The organism is Brevundimonas sp. (genome assembly GCF_046295595.1).
Taxonomy (GTDB): Bacteria; Pseudomonadota; Alphaproteobacteria; order Caulobacterales; family Caulobacteraceae; genus Brevundimonas.
In genome coordinates this window covers 13,577-26,565 of the sequence record NZ_JBKBMX010000028.1, presented here as the reverse complement: position 1 = coordinate 26,565, position 12,989 = coordinate 13,577, and the positions used below count along the sequence as shown (strand labels likewise).

The 12,989-nt window shown below is 69.5% G+C and carries 16 protein-coding genes; 7 read left to right on the top strand and 9 right to left on the bottom strand.

From position 1 onward, the window contains the following. The 6 genes from mnmD to ACK4JY_RS14255 all read right to left on the bottom strand — a co-directional run. On the bottom strand, positions 1–895 hold an 895-nt coding region (gene mnmD, locus ACK4JY_RS14280; RefSeq protein WP_409606775.1), incomplete at its 3' end, for a tRNA (5-methylaminomethyl-2-thiouridine)(34)-methyltransferase MnmD. A gap of 88 nt (positions 896–983) precedes the next feature. Beyond that, positions 984–1,262: a hypothetical protein gene (locus ACK4JY_RS14275; RefSeq protein WP_409606774.1), complete on the bottom strand. Its 279-nt coding sequence runs from the start codon at positions 1,260–1,262 to the stop codon at positions 984–986. Between the two features lie 177 nt (positions 1,263–1,439). Further along, entirely contained in the window at positions 1,440–1,688 is a 249-nt protein-coding gene (locus ACK4JY_RS14270; protein ID WP_409606773.1) for a hypothetical protein, read from the bottom strand. 151 nt (positions 1,689–1,839) lie between these two features. After that, positions 1,840–2,709 (bottom strand): flagellar motor stator protein MotA, encoded by an 870-nt coding sequence (motA, locus tag ACK4JY_RS14265; protein ID WP_409606772.1) that lies wholly within the window; start codon positions 2,707–2,709, stop codon positions 1,840–1,842. A 76-nt stretch (positions 2,710–2,785) separates the two neighbouring features. Continuing rightward, the gene (locus tag ACK4JY_RS14260; protein WP_409606771.1) at positions 2,786–4,585 is read right to left on the bottom strand and encodes a long-chain-acyl-CoA synthetase; all 1,800 of its coding nucleotides are present in this window, start codon (positions 4,583–4,585) and stop codon (positions 2,786–2,788) included. 149 nt (positions 4,586–4,734) lie between these two features. Then, the gene (locus ACK4JY_RS14255) at positions 4,735–5,652 is read right to left on the bottom strand and encodes a DUF1206 domain-containing protein (RefSeq protein ID WP_409606770.1); all 918 of its coding nucleotides are present in this window, start codon (positions 5,650–5,652) and stop codon (positions 4,735–4,737) included. Positions 5,653–5,756: 104 nt separating this feature from the next. Between ACK4JY_RS14255 and ACK4JY_RS14250 the strand changes: the two genes are divergently transcribed. The 3 genes from ACK4JY_RS14250 to ACK4JY_RS14240 all read left to right on the top strand — a co-directional run bounded on the left by ACK4JY_RS14250 (position 5,757) and on the right by ACK4JY_RS14240 (position 8,543). Further along, positions 5,757–6,695, top strand: coding sequence for an ABC transporter ATP-binding protein (locus ACK4JY_RS14250; RefSeq protein WP_409606769.1), 939 nt, complete (start codon positions 5,757–5,759; stop codon positions 6,693–6,695). Between the two features lie 2 nt (positions 6,696–6,697). Then, on the top strand, positions 6,698–7,465 hold the full coding sequence (locus ACK4JY_RS14245; protein ID WP_409606776.1) for an ABC transporter permease: 768 nt from the start codon (positions 6,698–6,700) through the stop codon (positions 7,463–7,465). A 106-nt stretch (positions 7,466–7,571) separates the two neighbouring features. Then, positions 7,572–8,543 (top strand): hypothetical protein, encoded by a 972-nt coding sequence (locus ACK4JY_RS14240; RefSeq protein WP_409606768.1) that lies wholly within the window; start codon positions 7,572–7,574, stop codon positions 8,541–8,543. Here ACK4JY_RS14240 and ACK4JY_RS14235 read toward each other — a convergent pair whose 3' ends face one another. Then, positions 8,544–8,927, bottom strand: a complete 384-nt coding sequence (locus ACK4JY_RS14235; protein WP_409606767.1) for a hypothetical protein — start codon at positions 8,925–8,927, stop codon at positions 8,544–8,546. It lies immediately after the preceding gene. Positions 8,928–9,032: 105 nt separating this feature from the next. Here ACK4JY_RS14235 and ACK4JY_RS14230 point away from each other — a divergent pair, with 105 nt between their 5' ends. The 3 genes from ACK4JY_RS14230 to ACK4JY_RS14220 are packed head-to-tail and all read left to right on the top strand — an operon-like array spanning position 9,033 to position 10,527. Continuing rightward, the gene (locus ACK4JY_RS14230) at positions 9,033–9,380 is read left to right on the top strand and encodes an ArsR/SmtB family transcription factor (protein ID WP_409606766.1); all 348 of its coding nucleotides are present in this window, start codon (positions 9,033–9,035) and stop codon (positions 9,378–9,380) included. Next, complete coding sequence (locus tag ACK4JY_RS14225) at positions 9,377–9,871, top strand: SRPBCC domain-containing protein (protein ID WP_409606765.1); 495 nt, start codon at positions 9,377–9,379, stop codon at positions 9,869–9,871. The genes ACK4JY_RS14230 and ACK4JY_RS14225 overlap by 4 nt, the downstream gene beginning before the upstream one ends. Then, on the top strand, positions 9,868–10,527 hold the full coding sequence (locus ACK4JY_RS14220) for a glutathione S-transferase family protein (protein WP_409606764.1): 660 nt from the start codon (positions 9,868–9,870) through the stop codon (positions 10,525–10,527). Before ACK4JY_RS14225 ends, ACK4JY_RS14220 begins: the two co-directional genes overlap by 4 nt. Before the next feature lie 4 nt (positions 10,528–10,531). Here the strand turns inward: ACK4JY_RS14220 and ACK4JY_RS14215 are convergent, their stop codons facing one another. Both ACK4JY_RS14215 and ACK4JY_RS14210 read right to left on the bottom strand, forming a co-directional pair. Continuing rightward, positions 10,532–11,080: an FKBP-type peptidyl-prolyl cis-trans isomerase gene (locus ACK4JY_RS14215; protein WP_409606763.1), complete on the bottom strand. Its 549-nt coding sequence runs from the start codon at positions 11,078–11,080 to the stop codon at positions 10,532–10,534. Continuing rightward, positions 11,061–12,263 (bottom strand): threonine ammonia-lyase, encoded by a 1,203-nt coding sequence (locus ACK4JY_RS14210; protein ID WP_409606762.1) that lies wholly within the window; start codon positions 12,261–12,263, stop codon positions 11,061–11,063. Before ACK4JY_RS14210 ends, ACK4JY_RS14215 begins: the two co-directional genes overlap by 20 nt. 136 nt (positions 12,264–12,399) lie before the next feature. Here ACK4JY_RS14210 and ACK4JY_RS14205 point away from each other — a divergent pair, with 136 nt between their 5' ends. Beyond that, entirely contained in the window at positions 12,400–12,957 is a 558-nt protein-coding gene (locus tag ACK4JY_RS14205) for a hypothetical protein (RefSeq protein WP_409606761.1), read from the top strand. Positions 12,958–12,989 lie beyond the last annotated feature (32 nt).

Sequence of the window (12,989 nt, the reverse complement as noted above, 5' to 3'; positions counted from 1 at the left end):
CCGCGATATCGACATCGCCGGCGTCGAGCCGGGGGGTGACGAGGGCCGCGGGGAATCCCGAGCCCCCCGCGCCCGGGCCCGCCCCCTCGACCACCGTGCAGTCCGCGCCCGCGGCCGCGAAGGCGCGCGCCAGGGCGGCGCCCGCTATGCCCGCGCCGATGACGGCGATCGTGGGGGCCGGCCCGGCGGCGCCGCCGCCCCGGAGGCGCGCCTCCAGTCGCTCGCGCTTGCGACCGTGACCCGGCTTCTTCTCGACGACGAAGCCGCGCTCGGCGAGGCCGCGCCGGACGCTCCCGGCCACCGTGAAGGTCGCCACCCGCGCGCCGGGCTCCGAGCGGGCCGCGACGCCGTCCAGCACGGCGTCCGACCACATGCCCGGATTGGTGGACGGCGCGAAACCGTCGAGGAACCAGGCGTCGGCCCGCCCCGACCATTGCGCCAGCGCCCAGGCCGCCTCGCCGACGGCGAGATCGAGGGTGGCGTTGAACCCGGGCAGGTCGATGCGGTGAAAGCCGGGCGTCGCCGCCGGCCAGCCGTCCAGGAGCGCCCGCGCGACATCGGCCAGCTCCGGCCAATTCGCGAGCGCCTGGGCGGCCTCGTCCCGAGTCAACGGATAGCCCTCGACCGAGAAGATGTTCAGCCGTCCGTCCGTTGGTCCCTCGCGGCGCCACAGCTCCAGCAGGGCGGCGATGTTCAGGCCGGTGCCGAAGCCCAGTTCGGCCACCGTGAAACGCCGCCGGCCGCGCCACGCCTCCGGCAGGCCGCAACCGGCGAGGAACACCGCCCGGCTCTCGGCCAGACCGTCCTCGCGTGAGAAATAGACGTCGTCGAACCGGCCTGAGCGCGGCGCGCCGTCCGCGGTCCAGACCAGTCGTGGCGAAGGGTCGTCGGTCATGGCCCAGTCCGTAGCCGGGGCGAGGCCCCAACGAAAAGAGGCCGCCCGTGGGCGGCCTCGCTCTCGATCGTATTTCGGCGGACCGGCGTCAGTTGCCCTCGACCGGCATGGTCGGCGCAGGCTCGGTCACGGCGGGCGCGGGCGCCGGGGCGGTCTGTGCGACTTCCGAGGCGGCGGCGGCGTCGGCGGCGGCCCTGGCGTCGGCGGCGGCCTGATCCTCGGTCACCGTCACGGCGGCCTGGTCGGCGATGCCCGAGGCCTCGGCGGCTTCGGTCGAGGCTTCCGGCGCGGTCTCTTCAGCGTTGTTGTTGCAGGCGGCCAGCGTCAGGGCGGCGGCCGAGGCGGCGATCAGGGCGACGATGCGCATGGGGGATATCCTTCGTTCGAGCGGACGACTGTGTCCCGAGCCCCGAGATACCGGGGCTCGCCGCCGGGCCGCAAGTGAAATTGGCGCAAGCCGGGCAGAGCGGCACGCAACGAAAAAGGGCCGCCCCTGAGGGCGGCCCTTTCCGAACGGACCCGAAGGTCCGTCAATCCGTCGCTCTTAGTGAGCGGCTTCCGGGGCAGCGGCGGCGTCGGCGGCCGGGGCAGCGGCGGCGTCGGCGGCCGGAGCAGTGGCGGCGGCGTCGGCGGCCGGGGCGGTCGCGTCGGCGGCCGGGGCCATGGCGGCGTCAGCAGCCGGGGCTTCGACGGTCACGTCGGTGGCCGGGGCTTCTTCGGTCTTTTCGGCGGGCTGGCAGGCGGCCAGGGCCAGAGCGGCGGCCGAGGCGGCGATCAGGGCGGTGATGCGCATGGTGTTTCTTCCTTCAGAAGGGTCATACGAGGTCATGAATCCTCGCAGGTCGGAGATAACGGCTTCGTGAGCGGATAAGCAAGCGAAATTCTCACGCGTTCGTGAACTCTTGTGAAGCGTTGGCGGGGGCGGCCCGGATCGGCGGCGCGCGTCAGGCGTCCGTCGGCGCGTTCTGCAGCGACTCTTCCATTTCCAGGAAGGAAGGCTGGGCCGAGGAGGGGATGTCGCCGCGGCCGATCTCGACCGAAATCTGCGCCGCATTGCCGTGCAGGTGGGCGACCAGCACCGACTGGATGATCTTGTAGTAGGAACTGTCGCTGTCGATCACCTCCTTGAGGCGGGTCGCCAGCGGTCCGACCAGGCCATAGGCGAGGAAGACGCCGAGGAAGGTGCCGACCAGGGCGCCGCCGATCATGCCGCCCAGAACCTCCGGCGGCTCGGTGATGGCGGCCATGGTCTTGATGACCCCCAGAACCGCGGCGACGATGCCCAGCGCCGGCAGGGCGTCGGCCATGTTCTGCAGCGCATGCGCGGGGCCGAGCGCCTCGTGGTGGTGTTTCTCCAGCTGCTTGTCCATGGCGTCCTCGATCTGGTGCGGATCCTCGAGGTTCATGGTCATCATCCGCAGGGTGTCGCAGATGAAGTCGGTGGCGAAATGGTCCTTCAGCACCTTGGGATATTTCTGGAAGATGGCGCTCTCGGCCGGCTTTTCGATGTGGCTCTCCAGCGCGATGACGCCCTTGGATTTCATCGTCTTGGTCAGCTGGAACAGCAGGCTGAGCAGGTCCTTGTAGTCCTGCTTCTTCCATTTGTTGCCGCCGAACATGCGGCCGAAACTGCCCACCAGCCCCTTCAGCGTCGCCGGCGAGTTGGACATGACCAGGGCCGCGATCGCGGCGCCGCCGATCATCATCATCTCATAGGGGAGGGAGTGAAGGATCACGCCCATCTTGCCGCCGGCGATGGTGTAGCCGCCGAACACCATGCCGAACAGAAGGACGATGCCGATGATCTGGAACATGGAGGGGCGAACGTCCTGAGCGTGTGAGAGCCGGACCTTCGCTGTTAATGCTTAAGGGGCGGTTGAAGGCCGCCGGCTAAAGCCGAACTTCGCCACCCAGGATGGCGGCGAGGGTCGCCTCGCTCATCTTCGTGTAGCCGCTCTTGCCGCCGCGGACGTAGATCGGCCCATCGACCTTCAGCGGATCGAACCCGTCGGTCACCAGATCCATCTTGCGGTATTTGAACGTCCCGGTGGTGTCCGCCGCCTTGATGATCCTCACGAACACCGGGCGGGCGTAGACCGGCAACTCGGCGTCGACCCAGTCGGCGAAGGTGCGGGCGACGAATTTGCCGTCGATCACCAGGGCGACCATGCCGGCCTTGCCGTCGTGTCCCGGAACTGGAACGCCGTAGGCGATGACCTCCTTCACGCCCGGCGCGTCCGCCAGCCGCTGCTCGACCTCGGCCGTCGAGACGTTCTCGGCCTTCCAGCGGAAGGTGTCGCCGATCCGGTCGATGAAATAGACGTAGCCTTCCGTATCCTGCCGCATCAGATCGCCGGTCCGGAACCAGCGGTCGCCGCGCACGAACACGTCGCGCAGGATCTTCTTCTCCGAGGCCGCCTTGTCGGCATAGCCGGAGAAGGCGTGGCGGGTGTCGTCGCCGATACGGCCGATGGCTTCGCCGACCTCGCCGGGCCGCGCCAGCTGGCACAGACCGTCCGGACCCCGCGCCGGCTCCTCGCTGTCGACGTCAAAGCGCACGAGACGGAAGTTGATCTGGTTTTTCAGGAAGCCCGGCGCGCGGCCGATAGCCCCCGGCTTGCCGTCGAAATTGAACAGCGACACATTGCCTTCGGTCGAGCCGTAGAACTCCAGGATCTCCGGCACGGCGAAGCGCTTCTGGAAGTCGTTCCAGACGTCGGGCCGCAGGCCGTTGCCGAAGGCCAGCCGCAGCTTGTGCGCCCGGTCTTCCTCGTGATCGGGGCAGTTGACCAGATAGCGGCACAGCTCGCCGATATAGACGAACAGGGTCGCGCCCGAGGTCCTGACGTCCGGCCAGAAGTTCGAGGCCGAGAAGCGCTTGCGCAGCACCAGCCGGCCGCCGTTCAGCAGGGCCGGGCCAATGCCGACGAGACCGCCGGTCGAATGGTACAGCGGCAGCACGTTGAAGGTGACGTCCTTGTCGGTCGCCGCCGTGGCCCCGGCGAAGGCGCGCATATAGGTCCGCGCCCGGGCGTGGGTGACCTTGGCCGCCTTGGGCATGCCGGTGGTGCCCGAGGTGTAGATGTACAGGGCCGTGTCACGATTGGTCAGGCCCGAGCGGACCGAGCGCGCCGGTCGCACCGACGAGCCGCCGCGCACCGGCTTGTCGAGACCGCGACGCTCATCGGCTTCGTCGGTGTCGGACAGGCCGAGCACCCAGAGCATCAGATTGCGGCCGGCGAGCGCGCGGGCCTCCTCGACGTTGCGCCAGCAGTCGATGTCGGTGACCACCTGCGAGGCGTTGGAGATCGACAGGCAGTGGGCCAGGGCGTGGCCGGTCAGATTGGTGTTGATCAGGGCGGTGGCCACCCCGACCTTCGAAAACCCGATCCAGGCGGCGATATATTCGGCCCGGTTCAGCATCACCAGGGCGATGGTGTCGCCGCGCTTCAGCCGTCGGCTCTGGGCCCAGTGGCCAAAGCGGTTGGCCATGGCGTCCAGCTCGCGATAGGTGAGCGCGGCCCGGTCGTCCTCGATGGCGACGTGATCCGGGAACCGGTCGACCGCCTCTTCCCAGTCGTCACAGACCAGGGTCGGGCTGTCGAGATCGATCGGCTTGATGCGCTTGAGCAGTCGGCGCAGGCCCTTCGCGAACCGCAAGTCGCGCCGGATATTCGCCACCAACCCCATAGTCCCACCCACTCCGTGCCACGCCGCTGGGTATGGTGATGAACAAGCCGCCGGTCCGGGTCAACCGGCGGGGGAATCCTCAGCGTCCTGAAGTCCGGTTTGCGGGCAGGCGTGGCGCCGAAACGCCGCTTCCGCTGCGTCACCCGGGATCAGCCCAACGGCAGGGACGGATGCTTCAGGTCGCGGGGCGGGCGGATGCGGCGGAACCGCGCCTCGACGAAGGAAAAGGCGCCGAAGGCGACGAAGCCGAGGGCGATGAAGCCGAGGATCCAGTTCCCCGCCGTTTGCTGCTCCACCCGCTCCAGCGCCGCGCCAAAGCTGGTCACCTCGGCCGTGCGGACCCGCCACCCGGCCTGGACCACCAGTCCCGCCAAGGGCAGATAGGCCAGACCGCGCGCCACATGGCCGATCCGGGCCAGAGGCGTCACGCGGCGGCACATCTTCGGCGAGCAGTGCAGGTATTCGCTGAAGTCTTCGCGCCAGGCCTTGACCACATTGCCGACGCCGATGCCGAAGATGGTCAGGCCGGCGGCGATCAGCAGCCATCGGCCAAACGGAAGGTCGAGCAACATGGCGGCCCGCTCCCGGCTCTGCGCCACACCCTCGGAGGGATCATTCGCCGGCGGGCCGGCGAACAGGGAGAAGGCGGCGAACGACAGGCCAGCGTAGCTCAGACCACTGAACAGCTGACCCATCCGCGTCATCAGCCCGTCGCGGGAGGTTCCCTCGTGGTCCGCGTCGAACACGGACTGCAGCAAACGCCATAGGACGAAGGCGCTCAGCCCGAGGCCAACCAGCAGCATCCACACCCGCCCCAGCGGGCGCTGTGACAACCACTCCAGCGCCCCCCGGACGCCAACGGCGTCGCCGATCATGTTCAGCGTCGCGAACAGGACCAGCAGACCGACCGACAGATAGACGAACCCACGGGCCCCGTAGCCGACCCGCGCCGCCAGCTCGAGCAGCTCATGCAGCGGCGGGACCCGGCGCAGCAAGGGCGACCGCTTTCGGCCGGTCTCGCCCAGACTGGCCAGTCGGGAACGGAAGGAGGCGAGGGCGTTTTGCACGGCCTCATCAATCCCTGACGTCGAATATGGCTCCGCTATCGTCGTTCTGGCCTTGAGGTGCGACCGCCGGACGCATATCTGCTGCCCGCTCAGGGAGGGCGTGAATGCATCCGGTCATCTCCATCGAAGGTCTGACCAAGACCTACAAGTCGGGCCTTCAGGCCCTCAAGCCGATCAACCTGACCATCGCCAGGGGCGAAATCTTCGCCCTGCTGGGCCCCAACGGGGCTGGAAAGACCACGCTGATCTCGGCGGTCTGCGGCATCGTCACGCCGTCCACCGGGACGATCATCGCCGACGGCCACGACATCCAGAAGGACTATCGCCGGGCCCGCGAGAAGATCGGTCTGGTGCCGCAGGAGCTGACCACCGACGCCTTCGAGACGGTGCTGGCCACCGTCACCTTCAGCCGGGGCCTGTTCGGCAAGGCGCCCAACCCCGGCCACATCGAGAGCGTGCTGCGCGAGCTGTCGTTGTGGGACAAGCGCAACGACAAGATCATGACCCTGTCCGGCGGCATGAAGCGCCGCGTCATGATCGCCAAGGCCCTGAGCCATGAGCCGGACATCCTGTTCCTCGACGAGCCCACGGCCGGCGTCGATGTCGAACTGCGCCGCGACATGTGGAATCTGGTCCGCCGCCTGCGTGACCAGGGCGTCACCATCATCCTGACCACCCACTATATCGAAGAGGCCGAGGAGATGGCCGACCGCGTCGGGGTCATCCTCAAGGGCGAACTGATCCTCGTCGAGGAGAAGACCGCCCTGATGAAGAAGCTGGGCCGCAAGACCCTGACCCTGAACCTGCAGGATCCGCTCGACGCCGTGCCGCCTGAGCTGGCGGAATGGAACGTGGCGCTCAAGGCCGAGGGCCACGAGCTGGAATACGTCTTCGACTCCAATCTCGAAAAGACAGGCGTGCCGTCGCTGCTGCGCAAGCTCAGCGACCTCGGCATCGCCTTCAAGGACCTCAACACCAGCCAGAGCTCGCTCGAGGACATCTTCGTCAGCCTGGTCCACCGTGACGCCGGAGCCGCCGCATGAGCATGACCTTCAACGGCCATGGCGTCTGGGCCATCTACCGCTTCGAGATGGCCCGCGCCCTGCGCACCATCTGGCAGTCGCTAGTCACTCCGGTGATCACCACCTCGCTGTATTTCGTCGTCTTCGGCTCGGCCATCGGCAGCCGCATGACCGAGATCGACGGCGTGCCCTACGGCGCCTTCATCGTCCCGGGCCTGATCATGCTCAGCCTGTTCACCCAGTCGATCTTCAACGCCTCGTTCGGCATCTATTTCCCGAAATTCACCGGGACGATCTACGAGCTGCTGTCGGCGCCGGTGTCGCCGCTGGAGATCGTCATCGCCTATGTCGGGGCGGCGGCGACCAAGTCGGCGATCCTGGGCCTCATCATCCTCGCCACGGCCGCCCTGTTCGTGCCGCTCGAGATCCTCCACCCGGTCGAGATGCTGGCCTTCCTGATCCTGATCTCGACGACCTTCAGCCTGTTCGGCTTCATCATCGGCATCTGGGCCAACGGATTCGAGCAGCTGCAGATGATCCCCATGCTGGTGGTCACGCCCCTGACCTTCCTCGGCGGGTCCTTCTATTCGATCGACATGCTGCCCGACGCGTGGCGGACGGTGACCCTGTTCAATCCGCTGGTCTATCTGATCTCCGGCTTCCGCTGGACCTTCTACGGCTCGGGCGACGTCGGCATCGGCATCAGCCTGACGGCGACGCTGTGTTTCCTGCTGATCTGTCTGGCCGTCGTCGGCTGGATGTTCCGGACCGGCTACCGGCTGAAGAACTGACCGGGGGCGGGCGGCGGGGCGGTCGTCACGAAAGGGGCCAGATCGGTCCTCACCCTGACGCCGTCTTCGCGTTTCTGAAGCGCGCCTCGCCGGCGCGGGAGAGTGCATGTCCACCGACGATGATCAGCCGCTGAACGGTTCGCCCGCCCCCTTCGCCCGTCGGCAGGTCACTTGGGGCCGCCCGCCGCAGACCGTGTTCCGCGCCGGCCCGCTGCCGAAAGGCGGCGAGATGCCGCCGCTGCCCCAGCCCCCCAGGCCGGCGGCCCCGCCCGCCGGCTCGATCCTCAGCGGCTCGATGATCCCCGCCGCGGCGCCGAAGCGGGTCGACGCCCCGGCGCCCGCTCCGGTCCCCGCCGCCCCTGCGCCCGCCGTCCCTCTCCCCGACAGTCCGGTTGTCGACAAGACCCCGCCGGCCCAGCGCGCCGACCTGACGGTGCGGCCGCTGCCGCCCGCCGAACCGCTGCCCGAAAGGCCGCCCGCCGAAGCGCCGCCGGAGACGCCGCCTGCGCCCGCGGCCTTAGCCGAACGCGCCACGCCCGCGCAGACCGGACCCGTGCCGGCGAGCGCGGCCGTCATCCCTGTCGCCTCGCGTCGACGTTCCGCGAGCCGCACGCCGCTCTATGTCGGCCTCGCGGCGGCGAGCATTGCGGTCGTCGCTATCGCGGGCTGGATGCTGAGTCGCCCCTCCGCCACGCCGTCGCCGGCTGCGGCGACCGCGGCCGCGTCGGTCGTCCCCGCCCCGGTCGAGGCCACGCCCCCGAGTGAGGTCGAGCCTTCAGCTGCTGCGACCGAGACCCCGACCCCGCCGGAGCCTTCGCCCCAGGTCGACGACGCGACGGAAGAGCGGCCTGTCGCCGCCGAGCCGGCTGCCGCACCGGCACGGACGCCGGCTCCGGCCCCGACCCCGGCCGCACCCCCGCGCCCCACGCCCCCCGCGCCTCCGCCCGCGGCTGAGACGCCGGCGCCCCGGATCGAGATCGTCCCGGTCGCGCCGGCCGGGCCGCCGCCGACCACCGCCGAGCGGCCGCCCGTTGATCCGGATGCGCCGATCACGACCCGGCCGCAGCCGCTGGACTGATCAGCCGGTCCTGAGCGTCAGATAGCCGCGCTCGATCATGCGCCGCAGGCCTTCATAGGCCTCGGCCAGCTCCTCATAGGCCGTGCGGGCCGAGGTCAGCCGGGCGATCTGGTCGGGCGTCGAGGGCGCGCCGGATTCGCATTGCCGCAGCGCCTCGGCGACCCATTTGGCGCGCGCTGTCGCGGTCTGGATCGCCAGGCGTTGGAAGACCGACGCGTCGAGGCCAGGCAGGGCGGCGGCGATCACCTCGCGGTTGGCGACGAAGGCCGAGTAGTCGATCTGTTCCAGCAGGCCGCGCAGCCGCCGCTGTTCCTGCGGGTCGGCGTCCTGCGGCTCGAAATGATCGCGCTGGCGGCGATAGCTGGAGGTCTGGATGGTCGACATCGCGTCGCTCCGAAGGTGGACAGGGCTGAGGGTGCGCCGCGCCGATTAACGAGCCGTTGCCGCGAGGGACTTGCGGTCGCCGGCCTCGCCATGATACTTAAGTGAATGCTTCAGCATCAACAGCCGCTCGATCTCGCCTTCCAGGCCCTGTCGGACCCGACCCGGCGGCGCATGGTCGAAAGGCTGTCGGCCGGTCCGGCCACCGTCAGCGAACTCGCCAGCCCGATGCCGATGTCGATGTCGGCGGTGGTCCAGCACCTGAAGATTCTCGAGGCATCCGGACTGGTGACGTCGCAGAAGATCGGCCGCGTCCGCACCTGCCGCGTCGAGCCGCAGGCGCTCAGCGCCGCGGAGCGCTGGATCAACGACCGCCGCCGATCGGTCGAGCTCAGTCTCGACCGGCTGGGGGCCTGGCTCGACGAAACACGACCCGAGGAGGAGACATCCACATGACCGTTCAAGGCCCGTCCCGCGTCGCCCACGGTACCTTTACGATCGAGCGCCGCTACGACGCCTCACCCGCCCGCGTTTTCGCCGCCTACGCCGATCCGGTCGCCTTCCGCCGCTGGTTCGTCGACGGCAAGGGCTTCACGATCCACGAATGGACCCACGATTTCCGCGTCGGCGGCCGTTCCGGCGGGCGGTTCCGGCACGGCGGCGAGGAGAACGACGTGTGGTTCAACGAGACCCGCCACCTCGACATCGTCCCCGACCTGCGGATCGTCATCGCCTATGTCATGGGGCGCGAAACCCCTGACGGACCGGTGCGGAACTCGGTCTCCCTGGCCACCACCGAACTGGTCGCGGACGGCGCCGGTACGCGCCTGATCTATACCGAACAGGGGGCGTTCCTCGAGAGCGCGGATCACATCGCCATGCGCGAGCATGGCTGCCGTGAGATGCTGGAGGGGCTGGCCCGCGACCTGGAGGAGCACGCGCGATGACCACGCCGCTGATCCTGTGGTCCCACCCCTACTCCGCCTACGGCCAGAAGGCCTCGGTCGCCCTGTATGAGCTGGGCCTGCCGTTCCGGCCCCGGTTGGTCGACGCGGCCGACGCCGCGGGCATGGCCGCGTTTCGCGCCGTCTCGCCGTTCGGCAAGATGCCGGTGCTGGTCGACGGCGACCGCCGCCTGATCGAGTCCACCGTCGTCATCGAATATCTGGACCGGCTCGCCGGCGGCGGCCGACTGATTCCCGCGGAGCCCGGGGCGGCGCTGGAGGCGCGGCTGATCGACCGGATCGTCGACACCTATGTCGGCGGGCCGATGAACCGCATCATCCCGCGGAAATTCCGTCCGGCCGGAAACGAGGACCCCTTCGGCGACGCGCAGGACGAAGCCGTCCTCGCCGGCGCATGGGACTGGCTGGAGGACCGGCTGGGGGACGGCCGAACCTGGTCGGCGGGCGAGGCCTTCACCTTGGCCGATTGCGCCGCGGCGCCGATCCTGACCTACGCCCGGCGGCTGGTTCCGTTCGGCGAGCGGCCGCGGCTCAGGGCGCTGCATGCGCGGCTGATGGCGCGGCCGTCGTTCCGCCGCGCGCTCGAGGACGCGGCGCCGTTCGGCGACCTGATGCCGGCGCCGCCGGCGGTCGACTGACGGCTCAGCCGTTGGCGGTGACGAGGGCGGTCTCGCCGCCGGGCGTCTGCGCCACGTCCAGCAGTTTGAGCCGGAAGATCAGCACGCTGTTGGGCGGGATATTGCCGGACGCCGCGTCGCCATACCCGATCGCCGGCGGGATGTAGACCAGCCACTCGTCGCCGACGCTCATGTGCTGCAGGGCGTCGCGCATGCCGGTGATGACCGAGCCGGAGATGCCGTCCTCGACGGTGAAGACCGCCGGCTGGCCGCGCTGGAACGAGCTGTCGAAGACCGTCCCGTCGGTCAGCGAGCCTTCGTAGTCGACCCGCACCAGATCATTGCCGTCCGGGCGCTCTCCGCCCGCCGGACCCGCCTGCAGCACCTTGTACTGCACGCCCGACGGCAGGCTCTTCACGCCTTCGGCCTTCGCGTTGGAGGTCATGAAGAACTCCGCCTCGCGCAGGTTTTCCGCCGCTTCCGCGTCGCCGGTCGGGGCCTCGCCGCCGCCGCAGGCGGCCAGCGCCGCCGCCAAGGTCAGCGCCGCCGCCGTTCTAGCCCATCCGTAGCGCATAGCCTGCCTCTTCCAGTCCGTGTCTGATCTCGATCGCATGGGCTTCGCCGCGCGTCTCGACCATGATGTCGAATTCCGCGCCCTTGGCCGGCACGTCCAGCGCCAGCCGGTTGTGCACCACGTCGATGATATTGCCGCCGAGACCGCCGATCACCGCGCTCATCTTCGACAGCATGCCCGGCCGGTCATCGCCCAGAATGCGGTAAACCACCAGCCGCTTCTCGCGCACCAGCTCGCGGTTCAGCACCACGGCCAGCATCCGCGAATCGATATTGCCGCCGCACAGGACCAGCCCGACCTTCATGCCCCGGAACCGTTCGGGCGCGGCCACCAGCGCCGCGAGCCCGCCGGCCCCGGCGCCCTCGGCCACGGTCTTCTCCAGCGTGGCGTAGAAGGCCACGGCCTTCTCGAAATCCGCCTCCTCGCAGACGATCACATCCTCGACCAGCGGATCGGCGAGGGCGAAGGGGATGTCGCCGACGGCCTTGATGGCGATGCCCTCGGCGATGGTCTGACCGCCGCATTTGGCCGTCTCGCCGCGCCGGCGCGCCGCGAAGGATGGATACATCGCCGCCTCGACCCCGAAGATGCGGATCGACGGCTTCAGCCCCTTCGCCGCGATCGAGGTGCCGGCGATCAGCCCGCCGCCGCCGATCGGGATCAGCAGCGCCTCGAGGTCGGGCGCGTCCTCCATGAACTCCAGGCCGCAGACCCCCTGACCCGCCACGATGCCGGCGTCGTCGAAGGCCGAGATGAAGACGAACCCTTCCTCGTCGCGCAGCCGGTGCGCCTCCTCGGTCGAGCCGGAGAAGTCCAGCCCCTTGATCACGACCGTGGCGCCGTGCGCCCGCGTCCCGTCGGCCTTCACGAACGGCGTGCCCTCGGGCATGACGATGGTCACCGGTATGCCCAGCCGCACGCCGTGATAGGCCAGTGCCTGGGCGTGATTGCCGGCCGAGGCCGCGACCACGCCGCGCTTCCGCTCTTCGGGCGACAGCTGCAGCAGCCGGTTCAGCGCCCCGCGCTCCTTGAAGCTGCCGGTGAAATGCAGGTTGTCGAACTTGACCCAAACCTCCGCCCCGGTCAGCTGCGACAGCTTGCGGGAATAGCGGGTCGGGGTGCGATCGACCTGGCCGGCGATCCGCTCGCGCGCCGCCAGAATGTCGTCAAACGTGACTGTCATGGGACTTCCCTATACCCGGTCTGCGCCGGGTTGCCCGAGCTTTTGGACCACCGTCCGGGGGCTCGCAACCTTGACCTTGCCGCGACGTTGAGCGTCTGATCCCGACGTTCGACCCGCACCGTGACGGAGAGAGCCCATGTCCGCCCAGTCATCCCCCCGCAAGCCCTTCCTGCCGCTGATCGCCGTGGCCGCGCTCGGCGTCTCGCTCGCGGCCTGCGAGACCACGCCGATGGGCGGCGGCTATGGGCCGGGCGCCGGCCCCGGATACGGCCCGCGGCCCGCTCCGGGCGTGTTCCGCGCCGACGACTTCATCTGGTCGACCGCTACCGGGCGGGCCGTGATCGACGGCCGGATCGACTATCGCCGCAACGGGCGCACCTTCGCCTGCACCGGTTCGATCGGCCTGACGCCCGACACCCCCTACACCCGCGCCCGCTTCCGCACCCTGTACGGCGCGACCGACCGCGCCGCCGTGCCCGAGGCCATCGTCCGGGCCCGGACCGTGGCCGATCCCAACGCCGACTATCGCTCCTTCGTCCGCTCGACGACCTGCCAGGACGGCCGCTTCAGCTTCACCGGCCTGCCGGACGGCGGCTGGTTCATCATCGCCCCGGTCACCGCCGACGGCGAGGAGCGGATCGTGCTGATGCGCCATGTCGAGACCCGCGGCGGCCGGATTTCCGTCGCCCTGTAAGCGTCCGCCTTTAGTCTTTTCAGGCCGCGTAC

Coding starts and splice junctions, on each gene's coding strand:
- ACK4JY_RS14260 (WP_409606771.1), bottom strand. CDS start 4,585: ATGGGGTTGGTGGCGAATATCCGGCGCGACTTGCGGTTCGCGAAGGGC.
- ACK4JY_RS14220 (WP_409606764.1), top strand. CDS start 9,868: ATGACCACGCCGCTGATCCTGTGGTCCCACCCCTACTCCGCCTACGGC.
- motA (WP_409606772.1), bottom strand. CDS start 2,709: ATGTTCCAGATCATCGGCATCGTCCTTCTGTTCGGCATGGTGTTCGGC.
- ACK4JY_RS14225 (WP_409606765.1), top strand. CDS start 9,377: ATGACCGTTCAAGGCCCGTCCCGCGTCGCCCACGGTACCTTTACGATC.
- ACK4JY_RS14245 (WP_409606776.1), top strand. CDS start 6,698: ATGACCTTCAACGGCCATGGCGTCTGGGCCATCTACCGCTTCGAGATG.
- ACK4JY_RS14240 (WP_409606768.1), top strand. CDS start 7,572: ATGTCCACCGACGATGATCAGCCGCTGAACGGTTCGCCCGCCCCCTTC.
- ACK4JY_RS14210 (WP_409606762.1), bottom strand. CDS start 12,263: ATGACAGTCACGTTTGACGACATTCTGGCGGCGCGCGAGCGGATCGCC.
- ACK4JY_RS14215 (WP_409606763.1), bottom strand. CDS start 11,080: ATGCGCTACGGATGGGCTAGAACGGCGGCGGCGCTGACCTTGGCGGCG.
- ACK4JY_RS14250 (WP_409606769.1), top strand. CDS start 5,757: ATGCATCCGGTCATCTCCATCGAAGGTCTGACCAAGACCTACAAGTCG.
- ACK4JY_RS14275 (WP_409606774.1), bottom strand. CDS start 1,262: ATGCGCATCGTCGCCCTGATCGCCGCCTCGGCCGCCGCCCTGACGCTG.
- ACK4JY_RS14205 (WP_409606761.1), top strand. CDS start 12,400: ATGTCCGCCCAGTCATCCCCCCGCAAGCCCTTCCTGCCGCTGATCGCC.
- ACK4JY_RS14235 (WP_409606767.1), bottom strand. CDS start 8,927: ATGTCGACCATCCAGACCTCCAGCTATCGCCGCCAGCGCGATCATTTC.
- ACK4JY_RS14230 (WP_409606766.1), top strand. CDS start 9,033: ATGCTTCAGCATCAACAGCCGCTCGATCTCGCCTTCCAGGCCCTGTCG.
- ACK4JY_RS14270 (WP_409606773.1), bottom strand. CDS start 1,688: ATGCGCATCACCGCCCTGATCGCCGCCTCGGCCGCCGCTCTGGCCCTG.